Origin of the sequence: Streptomyces sp. NPDC090077, assembly GCF_044747545.1 — a bacterium.
In the GTDB taxonomy this organism is placed as follows: domain Bacteria; phylum Actinomycetota; class Actinomycetes; order Streptomycetales; family Streptomycetaceae; genus Streptomyces.
The window spans coordinates 51,780-73,147 of record NZ_JBIVEG010000003.1; the positions used below are offsets into that span (position 1 = coordinate 51,780).

Annotated in this window: 17 protein-coding genes; 12 read left to right on the top strand and 5 right to left on the bottom strand. The window is 74.4% G+C overall.

The genetic code is table 11. The annotated features are described in order from the left end of the window. Positions 1-42: 42 nt before the first annotated feature. Positions 43-966, top strand: coding sequence for an ROK family protein (locus ACIPW5_RS07245; protein ID WP_401242225.1), 924 nt, complete (start codon positions 43-45; stop codon positions 964-966). Here the strand turns inward: ACIPW5_RS07245 and ACIPW5_RS07250 are convergent. Both ACIPW5_RS07250 and ACIPW5_RS07255 read right to left on the bottom strand, forming a co-directional pair. After that, entirely contained in the window at positions 956-1,951 is a 996-nt protein-coding gene (locus tag ACIPW5_RS07250; RefSeq protein WP_401241545.1) for a TAXI family TRAP transporter solute-binding subunit, read from the bottom strand. The two genes, ACIPW5_RS07245 and ACIPW5_RS07250, sit on opposite strands and share 11 nt — an antisense overlap. 340 nt (positions 1,952-2,291) lie before the next feature. Further along, positions 2,292-3,218, bottom strand: coding sequence for a LysR family transcriptional regulator (locus ACIPW5_RS07255; protein ID WP_401241547.1), 927 nt, complete (start codon positions 3,216-3,218; stop codon positions 2,292-2,294). Positions 3,219-3,329: 111 nt separating this feature from the next. On the opposite strand from ACIPW5_RS07255, the gene miaB reads away from it, so the two are divergent. Both miaB and ACIPW5_RS07265 read left to right on the top strand, forming a co-directional pair. After that, positions 3,330-4,850 carry a tRNA (N6-isopentenyl adenosine(37)-C2)-methylthiotransferase MiaB gene (gene miaB, locus ACIPW5_RS07260; protein WP_401241549.1) on the top strand — a complete coding sequence of 507 codons (1,521 nt, stop codon included), beginning with the start codon at positions 3,330-3,332 and terminating at the stop codon, positions 4,848-4,850. A 34-nt stretch (positions 4,851-4,884) separates the two neighbouring features. Further along, complete coding sequence (locus ACIPW5_RS07265; protein ID WP_401241551.1) at positions 4,885-5,607, top strand: class III extradiol dioxygenase subunit B-like domain-containing protein; 723 nt, start codon at positions 4,885-4,887, stop codon at positions 5,605-5,607. A gap of 119 nt (positions 5,608-5,726) precedes the next feature. Here the strand turns inward: ACIPW5_RS07265 and ACIPW5_RS07270 are convergent, their stop codons facing one another. Together ACIPW5_RS07270 and ACIPW5_RS07275 are read right to left on the bottom strand one after the other, a co-directional pair. Beyond that, a complete protein-coding gene (locus ACIPW5_RS07270) occupies positions 5,727-5,972 on the bottom strand; it encodes an antitoxin (protein WP_401241552.1) in 246 nt (81 codons plus the stop codon). Between the two features lie 22 nt (positions 5,973-5,994). Beyond that, positions 5,995-6,204 (bottom strand): gliding motility protein, encoded by a 210-nt coding sequence (locus tag ACIPW5_RS07275; RefSeq protein ID WP_401241554.1) that lies wholly within the window; start codon positions 6,202-6,204, stop codon positions 5,995-5,997. Between the two features lie 218 nt (positions 6,205-6,422). Between ACIPW5_RS07275 and miaA the strand changes: the two genes are divergently transcribed. From miaA to hflX, 6 genes are all read left to right on the top strand, one after another. After that, a complete protein-coding gene (gene miaA / locus ACIPW5_RS07280) occupies positions 6,423-7,361 on the top strand; it encodes a tRNA (adenosine(37)-N6)-dimethylallyltransferase MiaA (RefSeq protein ID WP_401241557.1) in 939 nt (312 codons plus the stop codon). Between the two features lie 111 nt (positions 7,362-7,472). Then, on the top strand, positions 7,473-8,075 hold the full coding sequence (locus ACIPW5_RS07285; protein WP_401242227.1) for a hypothetical protein: 603 nt from the start codon (positions 7,473-7,475) through the stop codon (positions 8,073-8,075). Positions 8,076-8,168: 93 nt separating this feature from the next. Further along, a complete protein-coding gene (gene dapF, locus ACIPW5_RS07290; RefSeq protein WP_401241559.1) occupies positions 8,169-9,044 on the top strand; it encodes a diaminopimelate epimerase in 876 nt (291 codons plus the stop codon). Positions 9,045-9,184: 140 nt separating this feature from the next. Further along, on the top strand, positions 9,185-11,287 hold the full coding sequence (locus ACIPW5_RS07295) for a RelA/SpoT family protein (protein WP_401241562.1): 2,103 nt from the start codon (positions 9,185-9,187) through the stop codon (positions 11,285-11,287). 250 nt (positions 11,288-11,537) lie between these two features. Then, positions 11,538-13,079: a M1 family metallopeptidase gene (locus ACIPW5_RS07300; RefSeq protein ID WP_401241565.1), complete on the top strand. Its 1,542-nt coding sequence runs from the start codon at positions 11,538-11,540 to the stop codon at positions 13,077-13,079. A 203-nt stretch (positions 13,080-13,282) separates the two neighbouring features. Beyond that, positions 13,283-14,788: a GTPase HflX gene (gene hflX / locus ACIPW5_RS07305; RefSeq protein ID WP_401241568.1), complete on the top strand. Its 1,506-nt coding sequence runs from the start codon at positions 13,283-13,285 to the stop codon at positions 14,786-14,788. A 102-nt stretch (positions 14,789-14,890) separates the two neighbouring features. Here the strand turns inward: hflX and ACIPW5_RS07310 are convergent, their stop codons facing one another. Further along, positions 14,891-16,066 carry a trypsin-like serine peptidase gene (locus ACIPW5_RS07310; RefSeq protein ID WP_401241569.1) on the bottom strand — a complete coding sequence of 392 codons (1,176 nt, stop codon included), beginning with the start codon at positions 16,064-16,066 and terminating at the stop codon, positions 14,891-14,893. Between the two features lie 195 nt (positions 16,067-16,261). On the opposite strand from ACIPW5_RS07310, the gene ACIPW5_RS07315 reads away from it, so the two are divergent. The 3 genes from ACIPW5_RS07315 to ACIPW5_RS07325 all read left to right on the top strand — a co-directional run bounded on the left by ACIPW5_RS07315 (position 16,262) and on the right by ACIPW5_RS07325 (position 21,244). After that, positions 16,262-17,836, top strand: a complete 1,575-nt coding sequence (locus ACIPW5_RS07315; RefSeq protein ID WP_401241572.1) for a diaminobutyrate--2-oxoglutarate transaminase family protein — start codon at positions 16,262-16,264, stop codon at positions 17,834-17,836. Positions 17,837-18,618: 782 nt separating this feature from the next. Beyond that, positions 18,619-20,538, top strand: a complete 1,920-nt coding sequence (locus ACIPW5_RS07320) for an IucA/IucC family protein (protein ID WP_401241573.1) — start codon at positions 18,619-18,621, stop codon at positions 20,536-20,538. A gap of 31 nt (positions 20,539-20,569) precedes the next feature. Beyond that, the gene (locus ACIPW5_RS07325) at positions 20,570-21,244 is read left to right on the top strand and encodes a GNAT family N-acetyltransferase (RefSeq protein ID WP_401241576.1); all 675 of its coding nucleotides are present in this window, start codon (positions 20,570-20,572) and stop codon (positions 21,242-21,244) included. The last annotated feature ends 124 nt before the right edge of the window (positions 21,245-21,368 follow it).

The following is a 21,368-nucleotide window of genomic DNA, read 5'->3' on the forward strand; positions in this document are numbered from 1 at the left end:
CGCGGTGCCGCGGCGGCCGCGGCGGCCGTCGCCGGCCCGACCGTGGCGATCGACATCGGCGGGACGAAGATCGCCGGGGCGCTGGTCCACCCCGACGGCGCGATGACCGCGGTCACCCGGCGTCCCACCCCGCGCGGGACGGACGCCGACGGGGTCATGGCGGCGGTCGCGGAGGTGATCGCCGACCTGGCGCAGCACCCCGTGTGGGCGCAGGCCGTCCGCTGCGGCATCGGCAGCGCCGGCCCGGTGGACACCTCGCGGGGCACCGTGAGCCCGGTCAACATCGGCGCCTGGCGGGAGTTCCCCGTGCAGGAGCGGATCGCCGCCGAGCTGGCGGCGCGCGGGGCCCGGATCCCGGTCGTCCTGGTCGGCGACGGGGTGGCCATGACGGCCGCCGAGCACTGGCTCGGCGCCGCCCGGGGCCATGCCAACGCCCTGTGCATGGTGGTCTCCACCGGGGTCGGGGGCGGCCTGATCCTGAACAACCAGCTCCACCCCGGCCCCACCGGCAACGCCGGTCACATCGGCCACATCAGCGTCGCGTTCGACGGGGAGCCGTGTGCCTGCGGGGGCCGCGGCTGCGTCGAGTCCCTCGCCTCCGGGACCGCCATCGCCCGCTGGGCCCTCGCCCAGGGCTGGACCGGCCCCGACCCCACGGCGGCGGGCGTCGCCGCCTCCGCCGCCGCCGGCGACCCGGTGGCGGTGGCCGCCTTCGACCGGGCCGGGCGGGCCCTGGCCGCGGCCATCGCGGCGACCGCCACCCTCGTCGAGACCGACGTCGCGGTGATCGGGGGCGGGGTCGCCGCCAGCGGGGACACCCTCTTCGCACCGGTCCGGCGGCACCTGGCCTCGTACGCGGCCCTGTCCTTCGTGAAGGACCTCCAGGTGGTCCCGGCCGCCCTCGGCACCCACGCCGGACTGATCGGCGCGGCCGCCGCCGCGATGATGCTGCTGCCTACGGCTTGACCGAGCGGTAGTACCGCCGGGCCCCCTCGTGCAGGTCCAGCGGGTCCGTGTAGATCGCCGTCCGCAGGTCCACCAGCTGGGCGGCGTGCACCTGGTGCCCGATCCCGTCCCGGCTCAGGATCACCGTCCGGGTGAACTGCTCCGTCAGCTCCGCACCGGTGTCCTCCCGGGTCACCAGCAGGTTCGGCACGGCGAGCGTCGCCACCGACGAGGTGTTGCGGGCCCGCGCGTACGCGTCCTGCGGCATCACCGCGGCGCGGTAGTACCGGGCAGGGCTGCCACTGCCCTGGAGCTGCTCGACGAGGTCGCCCAGCTGGACGAGCCGGATGTCGAAGCGCTCCGACAGCTCGCGCACGGCGGTCGTCGGGAGCCCGCCCGACCAGAAGAAGGCGTCGATCCGCCCCGCCTCCAGCTCGGCGGGCATGGTGTCGATGCCGATCCCGACGGGGGTGATGTCCTTGTGCGGGTTGAGCTTCGCCGCGGTCAGCAGCCGTTCGGCCACCAGTCGGACCCCGGAGCCGTCCTGTCCTATCGCCACCCGCTTGCCCCGCAGGTCGCGGGCCGACTGCACGGGCGAGCCCGCGGGCACCACCAGCTGCACGTAGTCGTCGTAGAGCCGCGCGCAGCCCCGCAGCCGGTCGGCGCCCGGCTTGCCGTCGGCCCGGTACTTGGAGACCGCGTCCGCCGTGGCGATGGTGAAGTCGGCCTGCCCGGCGGCGACCCGCTGGAGGTTCTGCTGCGAACCCTCGCTGGGCTCCAGCCGCACCTTCACGTCGGGCATGTCCTGCGCGAGCGCCCCCTCCAGCAGCTGCCCGTAGCGGTGGTAGACGCCGGTACGCACACCCGTGCTGAAGGTCAGCTCGCCCTTGAGGCCGGGCTCCCAGAAGGGCTTCGGCCACCACACCAGCCCCCCGAGCACGACCAGGACGGCGACCAGGCCAATAAGGAGGCGGCGCCGGCTGATGCGGGGAGGTACGAGGGACATGCCGGGATCCTCCCACCCACCCCACCGTCCTGTCACGGCCACCCCCGCCACCCCCAGCCCCCGCTCCGCACCTCCGGCCGCGCGGGGCCCGCGCCCGCCGCCCCTGCTCCCGGGCTGCCGTCGTGTCCGCCGGGCCCCGGCTGCCGTCCCGCGCGTCCGTCCGGGCCCGCTCGCCGTGCCCACCCGGCCCGGGTCGCCGCGCCCCGGTCCTCCGGCCGCGCCCAGGCCCGCGCTGCCGCCCGCACCTCCGCCCGCGCCGACCGACCGACCGCCGCCCTGCCGCTCCGGCCGCGCCGCCGCGCTGCACCCCCGGCTGGCGCCGCGTTCGCCCGGCGACGGCCTAGCCCGCGCCCCCGGCAGGGTCCGGCAGGGCTGCGCGGAGGCGGGTCAGCAGGTGGGCGGCCGCCGTGCCGGACGGGCCCTCCGTGCGCCAGGCCAGGGCGACCCGGCCCCGCAGCTCCGGGCCGGTGATCCGCAGCGCCCGTACCCCCGGCCCGGCCGCCGACTCCGCGCCCTCCGGGACCACCGCCACCCCCAGCCCCCGCCCCGCCAGCCGGGCCAGCACCGCCGGCGCGGCCGCCTCGAAGTCCACCCGGGGGCCGAACCCGGCCTCCGCGCAGGCCCGCTCCAGCACCCCGCGCAGCCCCGTACCGCGCGGCAGGGCGATCAGCGCCCGCCCCCGCAGCTCCGCCAGCGGCAGCCGGCCGTCCACCGCGGCCCGTACGAGGGGGTCGGCGGCCCGGACCACCGCGACGAGGGGCTCGTCCAGCACCACCCGCGCCGTGATCCCCTGCGGCGGCTCCCCGGCCAGCCCGGCCACCACCACGTCCAGTTCCCCGCGCCGCAGCGCCGCCAGCATCCGCTCCGAGGTGTCCTCGGCCAGCGAGATCTCGACCCGGGGGTACGCGTCGTGGAAGTCCCCCAGCAGCCCGACCACGTCGAAGGCGCCCACCGCCGCCGACGCCGCCCCGGGCACCAGCCCGAGCGCCACGCGCCCCCGCAGCAGCCCCGAGAACTCGTCGGCGGTCCGCCGGACCCCCTCAACCGCCGCCAGCGCGGCCCGTGCGTGGACGAGTACGGCCGCGCCCGCCTCCGTCGGCGTCACCCGCCGCCCCGAACGGTCCAGCAGCCGCTGCCCCAGCTCCCGCTCCAGCTGCCTGACCTGCGCGCTCACCCCGGGCTGGGACACGTGCAGCCGCTCGGCGGCCCGGGTGAAGCCGCCCTCGTCTACCACCGCCACGAGGTACCGCAACTGGGACAGCTCCATGGGCGGCGATTCTAGATCGCAGGCCTGTTCGACTTCGGTCCTGCGGCGCCTCCCGGCGGGCGGGCGGCACCGGCGGCCGGAGGGCCCTCCGGCACCGCCTACCCTTGTTGTATGACCAGCAGCGGCGACCGGAGCACGGCAGTGGTGGACCCCAAGGGAACTTACGAGGTGCGCACCTACGGGTGCCAGATGAACGTGCACGACTCCGAGCGGCTGTCCGGTCTGCTGGAGGACGCCGGCTACGTCCGCGCGCCCGAGGGCTGTGACGGCGACGCCGACGTGGTCGTCTTCAACACCTGTGCCGTCCGCGAGAACGCCGACAACAAGCTGTACGGCAACCTCGGCCGGCTCGCCCCGATGAAGACGAAGCGCCCCGGCATGCAGATCGCCGTCGGCGGCTGCCTCGCCCAGAAGGACCGCGACACCATCGTCAAGAAGGCCCCGTGGGTCGACGTGGTCTTCGGCACGCACAACATCGGCAAGCTGCCGGTCCTGCTGGAGCGCGCCCGCGTCCAGGAGGAGGCGCAGATCGAGATCGCCGAGTCGCTGGAGGCGTTCCCCTCCACGCTCCCGACCCGCCGCGAGTCCGCGTACGCCGCCTGGGTCTCGATCTCCGTCGGCTGCAACAACACCTGCACCTTCTGCATCGTCCCGGCGCTGCGCGGCAAGGAGGAGGACCGCCGTCCCGGCGACATCCTCGCCGAGGTCGAGGCCCTGGTCGCCGAGGGCGTCTCCGAGATCACCCTGCTCGGCCAGAACGTCAACGCCTACGGTTCCGACCTCGGCGACCGCGAGGCCTTCTCCAAGCTGCTGCGGGCCTGCGGACAGATCGAGGGCCTGGAGCGGGTCCGCTTCACCTCCCCGCACCCCAAGGACTTCACCGACGACGTCATCGCCGCGATGGCCGAGACCCCGAACGTGATGCCGCAGCTGCACATGCCGCTCCAGTCGGGTTCGGACCCGATCCTGCGGGCGATGCGCCGGTCGTACCGGCAGGAGCGATTCCTCGGCATCATCGAGAAGGTCCGCGCCGCGATCCCGCACGCCGCGATCTCCACCGACATCATCGTGGGCTTCCCCGGCGAGACCGAGGAGGACTTCCAGCAGACGATGCACGTGGTCCGCGAGGCCCGCTTCGCCAGCGCCTTCACCTTCCAGTACTCCAAGCGCCCCGGCACACCGGCCGCCGAGATGGAGGGGCAGATCCCCAAGGAGGTCGTCCAGGACCGCTACATGCGCCTGGTCGCCCTCCAGGAGGAGATCTCCTGGGAGGAGAACAAGAAGCAGGTCGGCCGCACCCTGGAGGTCATGGTCGCCGAGGGCGAGGGCCGCAAGGACGGCGCCACCGCCCGCCTGTCCGGCCGCGCCCCCGACAACCGCCTCGTGCACTTCACCAAGCCCGACGAGGACGTCCGCCCCGGCGACGTGGTCACCGTCGAGATCACCTACGCGGCCCCGCACCACCTCCTCGCCGAGGGCCCGACGCAGGCCGTGCGCCGCACCCGCGCGGGCGACGCCTGGGAGAAGCGCAACGCCGCCCCGGCGCAGCCGGCGGGCGTCATGCTCGGCATTCCGTCCATCGGCGTCCCGGCCCCGCTGCCGGTGGCCACCTCGGGCTGCGCCGTCGACTGACCGCGCGGGGGCCGGGGCGGCTAGGCTGCGGATCATGCTCGTAGCCGCCGCCGTCTGCCCCGCCCCGCCGCTCCTCGTGCCGGAGGTCGCCGCGGGCGCCGCCGCCGAACTCGACGACGCCCGTACCGCCTGCTCCGACGCGCTGGCCGTGCTCGCCGCAGCCCGGCCCGACCTGCTGGTCGTGGTCGGCGCCGCGGCCGAGGGCGGCGGCTACGACCAGGGCACCCCCGGCAGCTTCGCCGGCTTCGGCGTGGACCTGACCGTCACCCTGGGCCCGGACCTGGGCGAACCGCCGAGCGGCGAGGCCACCGGGACCGCCCTCCCGCCCTCCCTCGCGGTGGCCGGCTGGCTGCTCGGGCAGGCCCGCTGGGCGGGCGCACCGGTCGCCGGGGTGGCCGTCGCCGAGGACCTCCCGCCGAGCGGCTGCGGCCTCCTCGGCGCGGACCTGGGCGGCTCCGCCGACCGCGTGGCCATGCTGGTCCTCGGGGACGGCAGCGCCTGCCGCACCCTCAAGGCCCCCGGCTACCTGGACGAGCGCGCCGCGGCCTTCGACGCCGCCGCCGCGCGGGCCCTGGGCGCCGCCGACACGGCCGCGCTGGCCGCGCTGGACCCCGGGCTCGCCGCCGAGCTGCTGGCCGCCGGCCGGGCGCCCTGGCAGGTGCTCGCGGGTGCCGCGGAGGGTGCGGGCCTGGACGGCCGGCTGCTGTACGAGGACGCCCCGTACGGGGTCGGGTACTTCGTGGCCGCCTGGTCGTAGCGGCCGCGGGCCGGCGCGTACGCACACGCCGGACCCGTACGCACACGCCGGACCCGTACGCGCACACGCCGGAGGGGCGCGGGATCAGCCGATCCCGCGCCCCTCGCGCCGTCATCGCGTCAGGAAGCGGCCGGCGGCGTCGGCCCGCCGGGGGTGTCCTTGTGCGCGATCTTGCCCAGGGCGTCCTTCGCCTTGTCCGCGCCGGTCGTGATCCGGTCGCTGTACTTGCCATGGGTCTTGGAGTCCACGACCTTGGCGACCTTGTCCAGGCCCTCGCCGATCTTGCCCCCGTGCTGCTGCGCGAGGTCGCCGACCTTGTCCTTCGCCGGAGCGAGCTTGGCCTTCAGATTGTCCATGAACCCCATGGGGCACCTTCCAGTGGCGTGGCTACGTGCGGGCGCCCTCGCCGGCCTCGCTGTCCGCGGCCGCCTCCGCCGACTGCTGCTTCGGAATCTCCACGGCCTCCGCCGCGGGGGTCCCGGCCGCCGCAGACCCGGCTTCCACGGCCTCCGTGACCTCCTCGGCCCCTGCGGCCGGCTCGGTCTCCGCCTCCAGCGCCTCCGCCGCCCCGGCCTCGGCGGCGGCCGGCTCGGCCACTACCTCTTCCTTACGACGAAAAATCCGGTCAAAAACGCCCATTGCTACTCCCATAACGTTACTCGTGCGGGTGAAGTTCCGCCCTGACCCGACCGGCCTCCACCAGATGCGCGCCAGGCGCACGCCGGGGCCGGAACCTCTTCAGGGCAACGACCCCGCCCGCACCCCGTCACCTCACCCGATCGGGTACATGCCGCCGGGTTTGCGAGACTGTGTCAGTGAGGAATCCAGCCCCCGCCCCGCGGGTCATCGCCGTCGTCGGTCCCACCGCGGCCGGAAAGTCCGACCTGGGCGTCGCCCTGGCCCGCCACTTCGACGGCGAGGTCGTCAACGCCGACTCCATGCAGCTCTACCGGGGGATGGACATCGGCACCGCCAAGCTGACGCTCGAAGAGCGCGGCGGGGTCCCGCACCACCTCCTCGACATCTGGGACGTCACCGAGACCGCGAGCGTCGCCGAGTACCAGCGGCTGGCCCGCGCCGAGATCGACAAGCTGCTCGCCCAGGGCCGCACCCCCGTCCTCGTCGGCGGCTCCGGCCTCTACGTGCGCGGCGCCCTCGACGCCATGGAGTTCCCCGGCACCGACCCCGAGGTGCGGGCCCGGCTGGAGGAGGAGGCCACCCTGCGCGGCCCCGGCGCCCTGCACGCCCGCCTTGCCGCCGCCGACCCGGCCGCCGCCGCCGCGATCCTGCCCAGCAACGCCCGCCGCATCGTCCGGGCCCTGGAAGTCATCGAGATCACCGGCAAGCCCTTCACCGCCAACCTGCCCGGCCACGAGTCGGTGTACGACACCGTCCAGATCGGCGTCGACGTGGCCCGCCCCGAACTCGACGAGCGGATCACCCTGCGCGTGGACCGCATGTGGGACGACGGCCTCGTCGACGAGGTCCGCACCCTGGAGGCCCGGGGACTGCGCGACGGCATCACCGCCTCCCGGGCACTGGGCTACCAGCAGGTGCTGGCCGCCCTCGCGGGAGAGTGCACCGAGGACGAGGCGAAAGCCGAGACCGTACGCGCCACCAAGCGCTTCGCCCGCCGCCAGGACTCCTGGTTCCGCCGGGACCCCCGCGTGCACTGGCTCAGCGGAGCCGCCGCCGACCGGGGGGAACTCCCCGGACTCGCGCAGTCGTTGGTCGAACGAGCGGTCACAGCCTGATCACGTGATTGCATCGGGAAGCCCCGTGTGCCCGTCGCGGGCCCGCGTCCGTGCCATCATCAAACTTCTGAACAGTGGCGTACGAAGTCCGAGTGGGGAGGGCGCGTGGCTATGGAGGCCGGCCCTCGTGACACGGGGCGGGACGACACCAGGCGGGGAGCGGACCCGATGCTCCGAAACGGGCCCGGTGAGCCTGGTGCGCCCGCGGGCCCCGGCACGCCGGACGCCCCGGCGGGCCCCGGCGCGACCGGTGCCGCCACCGGCACCCCCGGGGGTTCCGGTGCGGACGCCGACGGCCTCGGGCTGCCCGCCGAACCGGCCCGGCTGAGCCCCGACGGCCCCGACGCCCCGGAGCCGGGCACGGAGGCCGCCGGCCCCGAGTTCGAGGTCGAGCTGCGCCCGCAGCGCCGCCTGCGGATCTGGCAGATCGCGCCCATCGTGATGCTCGCCGCCGCCGGCTCCCTGATGTTCGCCTTCCCCCTCGCCTTCGAGTTCGGGGACGGCGGAGCCGTCGTCGCCATGCTCGGCTTCCTCATCAGCTCCTGCGCGGGCGGCTGGGGCATGATGGCCGCGCGCCGCGTCGGCTACACCTGGCCCGGACTGCCGCCGCGCGGCAGCGGCCGCCGCCCCGACTGGCGGATGGCCGCGCTGTACGCGCTGGTCGCACTGGCCGTCGTGGCACTCGCCGTGTACCGGGTGGCCCGGCTGCGCTGACCGCGCCGCCCCACCGCGACGGCCCGGGGCCCCGGCCCGTCCGCATGCCGGTCCCGCAGGTCACGGCCCGGAACGGCTCGGTACCATGGGCGGGTGACGCACACCACCCTCTCCTTCCTCAAGGGCCACGGGACCGAGAACGACTTCGTGATCGTCCCGGACCCCGACAACGCCATCGAGCTGCCCGCCACCGCAGTCGCCGCCCTGTGCGACCGCCGGGCCGGCATCGGGGCCGACGGTGTGCTGCACGTGGTCCGTTCCGCCGCCCACCCCGAGGCCGCGCACATGGCCGACGAGGCCGAGTGGTTCATGGACTACCGCAACAGCGACGGCTCCATCGCCGAGATGTGCGGCAACGGCGTCCGAGTCTTCGCCCGCTACCTCCAGCACGCCGGCCACGTCGAGCCCGGCGACCTCGCCGTCGCCACCCGCGGCGGCGTCAAGCAGGTCCACCTCGACAAGACCGGCGACGTCACCGTCTCCATGGGCCGCGCCCTGCTCCCCGAGGGCGACGTCACCGTGTCCGTGGGCGAGCGCTCCTGGCCCGCGCGCAACGTGAACATGGGGAACCCGCACGCGGTCGCGTTCGTTGAAAGCCTCGACCACGCCGGCGACCTGTACAGCCCCCCGCCGTTCAGCCCCGCCTCCGCCTACCCCGCCGGGGTCAACGTCGAGTTCGTCGTCGACCGCGGCCCGCGGCACGTCGCCATGCGCGTCCACGAACGCGGCTCCGGCGAGACCCGCTCCTGCGGCACCGGCGCATGCGCCGTCGCCGTCGCAGCCATCCGCCGGGACGGCGCCGACCCCGCCGCCACCGGCCAGCCCGTCGCGTACACCGTCGACCTGCCCGGCGGCACCCTCGTCATCACCGAACACCCCGACGGCCGCGTCGACATGACCGGACCCGCCGTCATCGTCGCCTCCGGCGAGTTCGAAGCCGCCTGGCTCACCGAAACGGCTTTCGCCTGAAGATTCCCTCTCATGGGTGATCCGTTTCACGCTGAGCGAGAGGTGGACTGCGCCACGTGGTGGGGTCGGTAACATCAGGCACCGGCCCTGAGGGCTCACCCCATGCCCGCCACCGCCGGTCGAAGCCGCCGGAGGTGCCCATGAGTGCAGAGGCCACGAACCCCGAAGCACATGCCGAGATGCGCCCTGAGCTGCGCAGACGAGGCCGTAGTCGACTCGATCTGCGCCGCCTGGGGCGCGCCGCCCTGCTCGGGCCCACGTCCCGCGACCGCCTGCCCGACGCCATCGGACACGTAGCAGAAGCCCACCGCGCCCACCATCCGGACGCCGACCTGTCCATTCTGCGGAAGGCCTATCTGCTCGCGGAGCACTCCCACCGCGGCCAGATGCGCAAGAGTGGTGAGCCGTACATCACACACCCGCTCGCCGTCACCCTCATCCTCGCGGAACTCGGCGCCGAGACCACCACCCTGACGGCCTCTCTCCTCCACGACACCGTCGAGGACACCGATGTGACCCTCGAACAGGTCCGGGAGGAGTTCGGCGACGAGGTCTGCTTCATCGTCGACGGCGTCACCAAGGTCGAGAAGATCGACTACGGGGCCGCCGCCGAACCCGAGACCTTCCGCAAGATGCTCGTCGCCACCGGCAACGACGTCCGCGTCATGTCCATCAAACTCGCCGACCGGCTGCACAACATGCGCACCCTCGGCGTGATGCGCCCCGAGAAACAGGCCCGCATCGCCAAGGTCACCCGCGACGTCCTGATCCCCCTCGCCGAACGCCTCGGCGTCCAGGCCCTCAAGACCGAGCTGGAAGACCTCGTCTTCGCGATCCTCCACCCCGAGGAGTACGAGCACACCCGCGCCCTCATCGCCGCCCGCGCGGGCCAGGACGACCCCCTCGCCGCCATCGCCGAATCCGTCCGCACCGTCCTGCGCGACGCCGGCATCGCCGCCGAAGTCCAGGTCCGGCCCCGGCACTTCGTCTCCCTCCACCGCATCTCCCGGCAGCGCGGCGAACTCCGCGGCTCCGACTTCGGCCGCATCCTCGTCCTCGTCGCCGAGAACGCCGACTGCTACGGGGTGCTCGGCGAACTCCACACCTGCTTCACCCCGGTCGTCTCCGAGTTCAAGGACTTCATCGCCGCACCGAAGTTCAACCTCTACCAGTCGCTGCACACCGCCGTCGCCGTCCCCGAGGGGTACGTCGCCGAGGTCATCGTCCGCACCCGCCAGATGCACCGCGTCGCCGAAGCCGGGGTCGTCGCCCTCGGCAACCCCTACGCCACCGGCGAGACCGCAGCCGCCTCCTCCGCCACCGCCACGGCCGCCGACTGCGACGAGGAACGCGTCGACCCCACCCGCCCCGGCTGGCTCTCCCGGCTCCTCGACTGGCAGCAGTCCGCGCCCGACCCCGACACCTTCTGGAGCGTCCTGCGCGCCGAGCTCGCCCAGGACCGGGAGATCACCGTCTTCCGCGCCGACGGCGGCACCCTCGGCCTGCCGGCCGGCGCGAGCTGTATCGACGCCGCCTACGCGCAGCACGGCGAGGCGGCCCACGGCTGTATCGGCGCCCGCGTCAACGGGCGCCTCACCTCCCTCTCCTCCCCCCTCTCCGACGGGGACACCGTCCAGCTGCTCCTCGCGCAGGACGCCTCCTCCGGGCCCGCCCCCGACTGGCTGGAGCACGCCAGGACCCCGGCCGCCCGCATCGCCATCGGCAGCTGGCTCCAGACCCATCCCGACGGCCCCGGCCCCGCCACCGCCGCACCCAGGCCGCCGCTGTCCGTGGCCGGCCTGCGCGGCGGCGGGGGCAACGCCGTCGCCGACCTGCCCGACGCGCACGTCCGCCTCGCCGGATGCTGCACCCCCGTACCACCGGACGCGGTCGCCGGGTTCGTCGTACGCGGCGGGGCCGTCACCGTGCACCGGGTGCACTGCCCGGCCGTGGCCCAGATGCGCTCCGTGGGCCGCACCTCGGTCGCCGTGCACTGGCGGGCCACCGCGGACTGCCGGGTCACCCTCACCGCCGAATCGTTCGGGCGGCCGCACCTGCTGGCCGACCTGACCGAGGCCATCGCCCGGCTGGGCGTCGAGGTCATCTCCGCCACCGTCGAGCCGCCCGTCGAACAGCGCGTCCACCACAGCTACACGCTGCAGATGCCCGACGCGGCGGTCCTGCCCGCGCTGATGCGCGCGATGCGGGACGTACCCGGCGTGTACGACGTCAGCCGGGTGTAGGGGGCCGGGGGCGGCGGGGGATCGCGGGGACCAGGGGTTCAGGGGGCTGTCGGGGGCCGGGGAAGGTTCCGGGGGATCCGGGGAGCGTGCCGGGTCGTGACGGGGATCGACGGGGATCGACGGGGACAGCGTGCGCGGGGGCGCGCACGCGGGGCGCACGGAGCCCGCTGACCGGACCAGGCGCCCCGTTCGGGTGGAGTCGTCGCGCGCCGCTCGCGGGCCCGGGACACGCGCTGGTAAGCGGTGGTGGATGCAGCTCACCTCTCCACGCCTGCGCGCCTCCCTGCTCGCCGCGGCCTCGCTCACCCTCGTCGCCGCCGTGCTGCCCCCGCCGAAGCCGCTGGGCATCGGCGACCGGCTCTTCCCCGAGCTGGGCAACCCCGGCTACGACGTCCTCTCGTACGACCTGTCCCTCACGTACAAGGACAACCGCAGCCCCCTCGACGCCGTCACCGCCATCGAGGCACGCAGCCTGGAGCCGCTGGACCGGATCAACCTCGACTTCACGCACGGGACGGTCGCCTCCGCCGAGGTCAACGGGCAGCCCGCGCGGTTCGAGACGGCGGGGGAGGACCTCGTGCTGACCCCCGCGCACCCGGTGCCGGCGAGCGCCCCGCTCCACATCACCGTCCGGCACACCAGCGACCCGCGCGGCCGGGCCTCCGACGGCGGGTGGGTCGTCACCGAGGACGGCCTCGCCATGGCCAACCAGGCCGACGCCGCCCACCGCGTCTTCCCCTGCAACGACCACCCCGCCGACAAGGCCTACTTCACCTTCCGCATCACCGCCCCCGACGGCTACCGGGCCGTGGCCAACGGGCTGCCCGGCGCCCTCCCGGCCGCGCGGGCGGGCGGTACGACCGAGTGGACGTACCGGACCCTGCACCCGATGGCCACCGAGCTCGCCCAGGTCTCCGTCGGCCGCTCCGCCGTCCTCCACCACACCGGACCGCACGGCCTGCCGCTGCGCGACGTCGTGCCCGCCGCGGACCGGGAGAGGCTTGAGCCCTGGCTGATGAAGACCGCCGGGCACGTGGCCTGGATGGAGGAGCGCGTCGGCCGCTACCCCTTCGAGAACTACGGGGTGCTGATCGCCCGGGCGAAGACCGGCTTCGAGCTGGAGACCCAGACCCTCTCGTTCTTCGAGCACGGCCTGTTCGCAGGGGAGGCGGCCGGCTACCCCGAGTGGTACGTCGAGTCCGTCATGGTCCACGAGCTCGCCCACCAGTGGTTCGGCGACAGCGTGACCCCGCGCACCTGGTCCGACCTGTGGCTCAACGAGGGGCACGCCACCTGGTACGAGGCCCTCTACGCGGACGGCCTCGGCAAGTACTCCCTGGAGCGGCGGATGCGCGAGGCCTACCAGCGCTCCGACCAGTGGCGGGCCCAGGGCGGCCCCCCGGCCGCCCCGAAGGCGGCCCCTCCCGGCGAGAAGATCGGTCTGTTCCGGCCCGTCGTCTACGACGGGGCCGCGCTGATCCTCTACGCCCTGCGCCAGGAGATCGGCACGGCGGCGTTCGACCGGATCGAGCGGCGCTGGGTGGCGGAGCACAAGGACGGGATCGCGGGCACGGACGACTTCGTACGCCTGGCCTCGCAGGAGGCCGGACGCGACCTGACGGCCTTCCTGCGGCCCTGGCTGTACGGGGAGACCACCCCGCCGATGCCCGGACACCCGGAGTGGAGCGGCTCGGCGGCCCGGGCCGGGGCTCCGGCTCCGCGTTCGCCCCAGGGACCGGCTGCGGCTCCGGCCCCGGCCGGGGCTGCGGGGAAGGCCCAGGGCAAGCCGTAGCGGCGGAAAACGGTATGACGGCCGGGGAACGGGCATGACACCATCGACGAGGCCGACGGGGGTGCCCCCGGGAATCACCGGACCGGACCACACGTTGGACGTGACAGTGTTATGTCACGCACAGCGGTACCTTTGGCCCTGGCCCAGCCGGCCGGGCGCCGGAAGCGGCCGGCGCGACACCATCGAATCGACGTAAGGATCCAATGACCTCCTCTTCTTCCCCTTCCCAGGACCCGCGGGACGCGCAGAACGTGCGGGACTCGCAGAGCTTCACCGAGAGCCTTCGGGCCGATGCCCTGATGGAAGAGGACGTCGCCTGGAGCCACGAGATCGACGGAGAGCGGGACGGCGACCAGTTCGACCGCTCCGAGCGCGCGGCCCTGCGCCGCGTCGCCGGCCTCTCGACCGAGCTCGAGGACGTCACCGAGGTCGAGTACCGCCAGCTCCGCCTGGAGCGCGTGGTCCTCGTCGGTGTCTGGACCTCCGGGACCGTGCAGGACGCCGAGAACTCCCTCGCGGAGCTCGCCGCCCTCGCCGAGACGGCGGGCGCCCTCGTGCTCGACGGTGTCATGCAGCGCCGCGACAAGCCCGACCCGGCCACCTTCATCGGCTCCGGCAAGGCCCGCGAGCTGCGCGACATCGTCCTCGAAAGCGGTGCCGACACCGTCGTCTGCGACGGCGAACTCAGCCCCGGCCAGCTCATCGCGCTGGAGGACGTGGTCAAGGTCAAGGTCGTCGACCGGACCGCCCTCATCCTCGACATCTTCGCCCAGCACGCCAAGTCCCGAGAGGGCAAGGCACAGGTCGCACTCGCGCAGATGCAGTACATGCTGCCGCGACTGCGCGGCTGGGGCCAGTCGCTCTCCCGGCAGATGGGTGGCGGCGGCGGTGGCGGCATGGCCACCCGAGGCCCCGGTGAAACCAAGATCGAGACCGACCGGCGCCGCATCCGCGAGAAGATGGCGAAGATGCGCCGGGAGATCGCCGAGATGAAGACCGGCCGGGACATCAAGCGGCAGGAACGCCGCCGCAACAAGATCCCCTCGGTCGCCATCGCCGGCTACACCAACGCCGGCAAGTCCTCCCTCCTCAACCGCCTCACGGGCGCGGGCGTCCTGGTGGAGAACGCACTGTTCGCCACCCTCGACCCGACCGTGCGCCGGGCCGAAACCCCCACCGGCCGCGTCTACACCCTGGCCGACACCGTGGGCTTCGTCCGGCACCTGCCCCACCACCTCGTCGAGGCGTTCCGCTCCACGATGGAGGAAGTCGGCGACTCCGACCTCATCCTCCACATCGTGGACGGATCGCACCCGGCCCCGGAGGAGCAGCTGGCGGCCGTGCGCGAGGTCATCCGCGAGGTCGGCGCGGTCAACGTGCCCGAGATCGTGGTGATCAACAAGGCGGACGCCGCGGACCCGCTCGTCCTCCAGCGCCTGCTGCGCATCGAGCGGCACTCCATCGCCGTCTCGGCCCGCACCGGCCAGGGCATCGAGGAACTCCTCGCGCTCATCGACGCCGAGCTGCCCCGGCCCGCCGTCGAGGTGGAGGCCCTCGTGCCGTACACCCGCGGCTCGCTGATCGCCCGCGCCCACGCCGACGGCGAGGTGATCTCCGAGGAGCACACCCCCGAGGGCACCCTGCTCAAGGCACGGGTGCACGAGGAACTGGCGGCGGAGCTGGCACCGTACGTGCCCGCCAAGCACTGACGGCAGCACCGGGCGGCCTCCGGGCCCGCCGCTGACACGACGACCGAGGGCCCCCGCGATGCGCGGGGGCCCTCGGTCGTTCACGCCGGTCTCGCCACGCGGCTACTTGAACTTGGCGCTCACCGCGTTGTAGATGCCCTTGGCCTCAGGACCCAGCTTCGGCCCGGCCAGCCAGCCGGCCTTCGCCGGACCGATCGAGGTGTTCGACACCAGCGCCGGCTTGCCGTCGGCACCCGCCGCGATCCAGCCGCCACCGGACGAACCGCCCGTCATCGTGCAGCCGATGCGGTACATCACCGGGTCCGCCTGCTTCAGCGCCAGCCGGCCCGGCTTGTCCGCGCACTGGAACGCCTTCTGCCCGTCGAACGGAGCCGCCGCCGGGTAACCCGTCGCCGTGATGCTCGCGACCTTGCCCACCGCCGGAGCGTTGAACTCCACCGGAAGCGCCGTACCGACCGTCTCCTCCAGCGACTTGCCGCCGCCCTTCTCCGGCGTCACGTGCAGCACCGCGAAGTCGTACGGGGCACCCGCGCCGCCCGTCGGACCGCCGGTCGCGATCCACTGGTCGGACGTCTGCGCCCAGTCGCTCCACCACACGCCGTACGGGGCGACCTGCTCGCGCGGCGCACCCTTGAGCGCCGCCGCCGGCTTGCCCGCGTTGTTGTACGACGGGACGAAGGCGATGTTGCGGTACCAGCCGCCGGCCTTGCCCGCGTGCACGCAATGGCCCGCCGTCCAGACCATGTTGGACTTGCCCGGGTGGGCCGGGTCCTTGACCACGGTGGCCGAGCAGACCATCGAGCCCTCGGGGCCGTCGAAGAAGACCTTGCCGGACGCCGGGACGCTGGAGTGGTACGGCGAAGCCGCCGGCTGGGCGGTCACCGGAGCCGGGGTCGGGTCGGTGACGCCCTGGTCCTTGCCCGCGTCCGGGTCGACGGCCGGGCGCTGCGGCTGCTCCGCGTCACGCATCCGGTCCGGGTCCCAGAGGCCGTCGATGATGGGGTTGACGTAGTCGCCCGCCTCGCGCAGCCAGTCCTCCTTCTTCCAGTTCTTCCACGCGCCCCCCTTCCACTTCTCCAGGTCGAAGCCGTGCTGCTTGAGCCTCTCCTTGAGCTCGTCCGGAATCGTGATCCCGTCCGCAGCGCCGGACGGCAGGGGCGCAGCCACGGTCGGCTTGGCATCGGCGCCGGCCTCCCCGTCGCCGGGTCCGCAGGCCGAGGCGGTCAGCGCGAGCGCGGCCGCGCAGAGGATCGCGGTGACCGGTCGGTTCGGTCGCATGTCGTAAGCCCCCATGAGTTTCGAGGTGTTGGGACGGAGTCGATCGGGGTGGATCGCAGCACCCCACTATGCCGCCGTGGCATAGGACGGCGGGCGCCGGGTCGATGGTTCCTGCCGCGAACGTCCCGCCGAACCGCAAGGATCTTCGGCCCACCCGTGATCCGAAGCCTTCACCGTCGTTGGTACGTACGGGGGATGGTGCAGCAGCGTTCGTGTTCGAGACGCAATCCGGAAGAGCAACCCGCGGGAGGACCGACAGTCGTGGCCGTGACCGAACCGACCGCAGCCGATGCCACGACCACAGCCGGGGCCCCGGCGGGGGGTGCTGCCCCGGCGGCGGGCGCTGCTCCCGCGGAGGAGGCAGCCTCGGCCGGGGGCGCGGCCGACAGCACAGGCTCGGTTCCGGACGGAGCCGCAGCACGGACCCCGCCCGGCCACACCGGTACCCAGGTCCCGGCACAGGGCGGACGCAGAACCACCTCCGCGGAAGGGATCCTGCGCCGGCAGGCGCTCCGCGAGTCCGCGGCCCGGACCTACGCACGCTCGCTGCCCATCGTTCCCGTGCGCGCCCGGGGGCTGACGATCGAGGGCGCCGACGGGCGGCGCTACCTCGACTGCCTCTCCGGCGCGGGCACCCTCGCCCTCGGGCACAACCACCCCGTCGTCCTCGAAGCGATCCGCGGAGTACTCGACTCCGGAGCTCCGCTGCACGTCCTCGACCTGGCCACCCCGGTCAAGGACGCCTTCACCACCGAGCTCTTCGAGAACCTGCCGGCCGCCCTGGCCGCCGACGCCCGCGTGCAGTTCTGCGGCCCCGCCGGGACCGACGCCGTCGAGGCCGCCCTGAAACTGGCCCGGGCCGCCACCGGACGCACCGGGCTGCTCACCTTCACCGGCGCCTACCACGGCATGACCGCCGGAGCCCTGGAGGCCTCGGGCGGCGCCGGCGACGTACGGGTGACCCGGCTGCCCTACCCGCAGGACCACCGCTGCCCGTTCGGGGTCGGCGGCGACGAGGGGGCACGGCTCGGGGCCCGCTGGACCGAGACCCTGCTCGACGACCCCAAGGGCGGGGTGCCGCGGCCCGCCGCCATGATCGTCGAGCCGGTGCAGGGCGAGGGCGGGGTCCACCCGGCCCCGGACGCCTGGCTGCGCCGGATGCGGGAGATCACCGCGGCCCGGGGCATCCCGCTGATCGCGGACGAGGTGCAGACCGGGGTGGGCCGCACCGGCGCGTTCTGGGGAGTCGACCACGCCGGGGTGGTCCCCGACGTGATGGTCCTGTCCAAGGCCATCGGCGGCAGCCTTCCGCTGGCCGTGATCGTCTACCGGGCCGAACTGGACGTCTGGGCCCCCGGTGCCCATGCCGGAACGTTCCGCGGGAACCAACTCGCCATGGCCGCGGGCACCGCCACCCTCGCCTACGTGCGGCGCAACGGACTCGCCGAGCGCGCGGCGGCACTCGGCGGGCGGATGCTGACGACCCTGCGCGGCCTGGAGGCGGAGCACCCGTGCGTCGGCGACGTGCGGGGCCGCGGCCTGATGATCGGCGTCGAACTCGTCGACCCCGGCACCGGCGCCGCCGCACCCGCCCTCGCTGCCGCCGTGCGCCAGGAGTGCCTGGACCGGGGCCTGATCGTCGAGCTCGGAGGCCGCCACTCCAGCGTCGTCCGCCTGCTGCCCCCGCTGACCCTGACCGACGAACAGGCCGCAGCCGTCCTGGACCGGCTGGCCGACTCCATCCCCGCCGCCGCCCGCCGGCCCCACTGACCGCACGCCGAAGGACCCCGATGCCCGACCCCTCCAGCACCTCGCGCTCCGACTCCTCGACCACCCCGCCCCACCCGGCCCCAGGCCCGGCCCGCCCCGCCCCGACCCACGCGAGCCCGACGTCCCCTGTGCAGGCGGCCCCTGGTCCGGAGCTGGGGCATGCGGGCCCGGTCCTCCCCGTGCCGACCCACGTGAGCCTGACGCCCCCTGCGCAGGCGGCGCCTGGCCCGGAGCTGGGGCATGCGGGCCCGGCTCAGCCGGCCCCGGTACCCCTTCCTCCCGCAGCCCCGGGCCCGGCGGACCAGGCCTTGGCACCCCCGCAGCCGGGCCCCGCCCACCCGACCCCCGCGTACAGCGCAAGCGCAGGCCCGGCCCCGGCGCACCCGGGCTCGGCAGTCGAGGCCCCAGCCCACCCGGCCCCTCCGCGCCCGGGCGAGGACCGCCCGGCCTCCGTCGCCATCACCGGCGGACTGCCGCAGGGTCCCGCCCTCGGCTCCGCGCAGGCGGCGTCCGCCGGCGCTGCTCCCGCGGCCGCGCCCGCCGCGGCCCAGCCGGCAGCCGGTCCGGGCAGCGCCCCGGCCCAGCCCCCGGGCTCTGCCGCCGCTGCATCGGCCGGTGCACCGGCGCAGCCCGCAGCTGCCCCGGACCACCACCCGGCCCCGGCGTGGCCCGACGGCGCTGCCCGGCCACCCGCCGCCGGGCACCCGCACCCCGCCGCGCAGCCGTCGCCGGCGCCCCGCCCGGACTCTGCGGCACCCGAACAGCCCGCCGCATCCCCGGCGGTGGACGGGGAGCAGGCCGGCCCCGGGCGGGCCCAGACCGGAGCGGCGCCCGCGCCCGTGCCCGGAGTGCAGGCGGCGCAGGCCACCCCGGCGCAGGCCCCGCCCGGCACCGTGCCCCGGCAGAAGGACGGCACCCTCCGCCCCCGGGTGGGCGGCACCGGGCCCGCCGGTCCCGACCCGGCCGCGCTCCCCGACCTGCTGGACCACCCCGACCCGGCCACCGCCGCCGAGTCTGCGACGGTGGAGAACCTGCTGCGATGCTGGGTCCGCGAGAGCGGCATCGGCCGCCCCGACGGGCCCGTCGGAACCCTGCTCCGCATCCCCCTCCCCACCTCCGGGGCCGCACTGCTCGTCCCCGTCCGCTACTGGTCCCCGGCAGGCTGGCACCGGTTCGCCCCCGCCCGCCTCGAAGGCGCTCCCGCCCACGCCCCGGCCGTGGACGCCGTCACCCTCGCAGCCCTGCTCGCCCGTGAGGGCGACGGCCGCAGCGGCACCGACCTCGTCGGCCGCGTCGCCGACTCGGTGCGTCGCACCACCGAGTTCATCGCCGACCGCCGCCAACGCCCCACCGGACCGTCCCCCGTCGCCGGGGACCGCTTCCTCACCGCCGAACAGTCACTCCTCCTCGGCCACCCCCTCCAACCGGACCCCAAGAGCCGCGAAGGGCTCTCCGAAGCCGAAGTGCGCCCCTACTCGCCCGAACTCCACGGCTCCTTCCCCCTGCACTGGATCGCCGTCGCACCGCAGGCCCTCGCCACTGACTCCGCCTGGACCGAACGGGGCCGCCCGGTCTCCGCCGCGCAGCTCCTCGCCCGGCTCGCCCCCGGCCTCCCGCTGCCCAGCGGCACCACCGCCGTTCCCCTGCACCCCTGGCAGGCCTGCGACCTCCTCCGACGCCCCGCCGTCACCGCCCTCCGCGACGCGGGACTCATCACCGACCTGGGCCCCTACGGCGCCCCCTGGTACCCCACCTCCTCCGTCCGCACCGTCCACCGTCCTAGTGCCCCCGCGATGCTCAAGCTCTCCCTCGGCCTGCGCATCACCAACTCCCGCCGGGAGAACCTCCGCAAGGAACTCCACCGCGGCGTCGAGGTCCACCGGCTGCTCCGCACCGGCCTCGCCGAGCAGTGGCAGGCCGCCCACCCCGGCTTCGACATCGTGCGCGACCCCGCATGGGTCGCCGTCGACGCCCTGGACGGCACCCCCGTCCGGGGATTCGACGCCGTGCTGCGCCACAACCCCTTCCACTCCGACGACGACGCCGTCTGCGTCGCCGCACTAACCTCCCTCCGTCCGTGGCCCGGCCGGACCACGATGCGCTCCCGGCTCGCCGACACCCTCTCCCGGCTCGCGGTGACCACCGGCCGGCCCGTCGCCGCCGTGGCCGCCGAGTGGTTCCTGCGCTACCTCGACCACGTCGTCCTGCCGGTACTCGCCTTCGACGCCCTCGCCGGCATCGCCCTCGAAGCGCACCAGCAGAACACCCTGGTGCTCCTCGACCCATCGGGTTGGCCCGTCGGCGGCCGCTTCCGCGACAACCAGGGCTACTACTTCCGTGCATCCCGCCGCGCCGAACTGGAACGGCGCCTCCCCGGCATCGGCGGCGCCAGCGACACCTTCGTCCCCGACGCCGTCACCGACGAACGCTTCGCCTACTACCTCGGCATCAACAACGTGATCGGCCTCATCGGCGCCTTCGGATCACAGCGGCTCGCCGACGAGCGCGTGCTCCTCGCCGCCTTCCGCCGTTTCCTCGGCAAGGCCTCGGGCCTGGGCCCGGTCCCCGGACGGCTCCTCGACTCACCCACCCTGCGCTGCAAGGCGAACCTGCTCACCCGCCTGGGCGGACTCGACGAGCTCGTCGGCCCCGTCGACACCCAGTCCGTCTACGTCACCATCGCCAACCCCCTCCACGACTGACGCGCTCCCACCGACACCGAGAAGAGCCCCGATGCCTCCCACGGACACCACCACGAGCACCGCCGGCAGCCCCGCCTCCCAGGGGGCCACCGCACACCACTTCACCGTCGGACTGCTTCCGCTGCTCGCCGAGGCGGACCTCCTCGACTCGCCGGCGGCCTGGGGCGCGGCCCCGACACAGGCCGGGGTCTTCCGCCTCGAACCCGTACGGCCGGGCCGGGACCTGGAACTGCTCACCGGCTGGATGAACGACCCCGAGGTGGCCGCCTACTGGGAACTCAGCGGCCCCGCAGCCGTGACCGAGGCCCACCTGAGGGCCCAGCTCGACGGCGACGGCCACAGCGTCCCCTGCCTGGGCCTGCTCGACGGCAGTCCCATGAGCTACTGGGAGATCTACCGGGCCGATTTCGACCCGGTCTCCCGCCACTACCCGGCGCGCTCCCACGACACGGGTATCCACCTGCTCATCGGAGACGGCACGAACCGGAGCCGGGGCCTGGGCACCACGCTGCTGCGCGCCGCCGCCGAGCTCGTCTTCGACAACCGCCCCCGCTGCACACGCGTCATCGCGGAACCGGACATTCGCAACACCCCCTCCGTGTCAGCCTTCATGAACGCCGGTTTCCGCTATTCCACGGAAATCGACCTTCCCGGGAAGCGAGCCGCCCTGATGATCCGTGAGCGGGCGCTGCGCAATCTGCTCTGATTGCCGACGCCCATCCCGCTCACCCTGCTCATCGCCTCATCCCGATCGTCGTGACCGGTCCGCGTCTTCGGACCCGGGCATTCGCTTCTCGGTATTCGGCTTCTCGGATCTCGGTTCTCGACAT

Excerpts from the sequence above, each read along its gene's own strand:
- ACIPW5_RS07250 (WP_401241545.1), bottom strand. The coding sequence starts at position 1,951 with ATGTCCCTCGTACCTCCCCGCATCAGCCGGCGCCGCCTCCTTATTGGC.
- ACIPW5_RS07255 (WP_401241547.1), bottom strand. The coding sequence starts at position 3,218 with ATGGAGCTGTCCCAGTTGCGGTACCTCGTGGCGGTGGTAGACGAGGGC.
- miaB (WP_401241549.1), top strand. The coding sequence starts at position 3,330 with ATGACCAGCAGCGGCGACCGGAGCACGGCAGTGGTGGACCCCAAGGGA.
- ACIPW5_RS07265 (WP_401241551.1), top strand. The coding sequence starts at position 4,885 with ATGCTCGTAGCCGCCGCCGTCTGCCCCGCCCCGCCGCTCCTCGTGCCG.
- ACIPW5_RS07270 (WP_401241552.1), bottom strand. The coding sequence starts at position 5,972 with ATGGGGTTCATGGACAATCTGAAGGCCAAGCTCGCTCCGGCGAAGGAC.
- ACIPW5_RS07285 (WP_401242227.1), top strand. The coding sequence starts at position 7,473 with ATGGAGGCCGGCCCTCGTGACACGGGGCGGGACGACACCAGGCGGGGA.
- ACIPW5_RS07295 (WP_401241562.1), top strand. The coding sequence starts at position 9,185 with ATGAGTGCAGAGGCCACGAACCCCGAAGCACATGCCGAGATGCGCCCT.
- ACIPW5_RS07300 (WP_401241565.1), top strand. The coding sequence starts at position 11,538 with ATGCAGCTCACCTCTCCACGCCTGCGCGCCTCCCTGCTCGCCGCGGCC.
- hflX (WP_401241568.1), top strand. The coding sequence starts at position 13,283 with ATGACCTCCTCTTCTTCCCCTTCCCAGGACCCGCGGGACGCGCAGAAC.
- ACIPW5_RS07310 (WP_401241569.1), bottom strand. The coding sequence starts at position 16,066 with ATGCGACCGAACCGACCGGTCACCGCGATCCTCTGCGCGGCCGCGCTC.
- ACIPW5_RS07315 (WP_401241572.1), top strand. The coding sequence starts at position 16,262 with ATGGTGCAGCAGCGTTCGTGTTCGAGACGCAATCCGGAAGAGCAACCC.
- ACIPW5_RS07325 (WP_401241576.1), top strand. The coding sequence starts at position 20,570 with ATGCCTCCCACGGACACCACCACGAGCACCGCCGGCAGCCCCGCCTCC.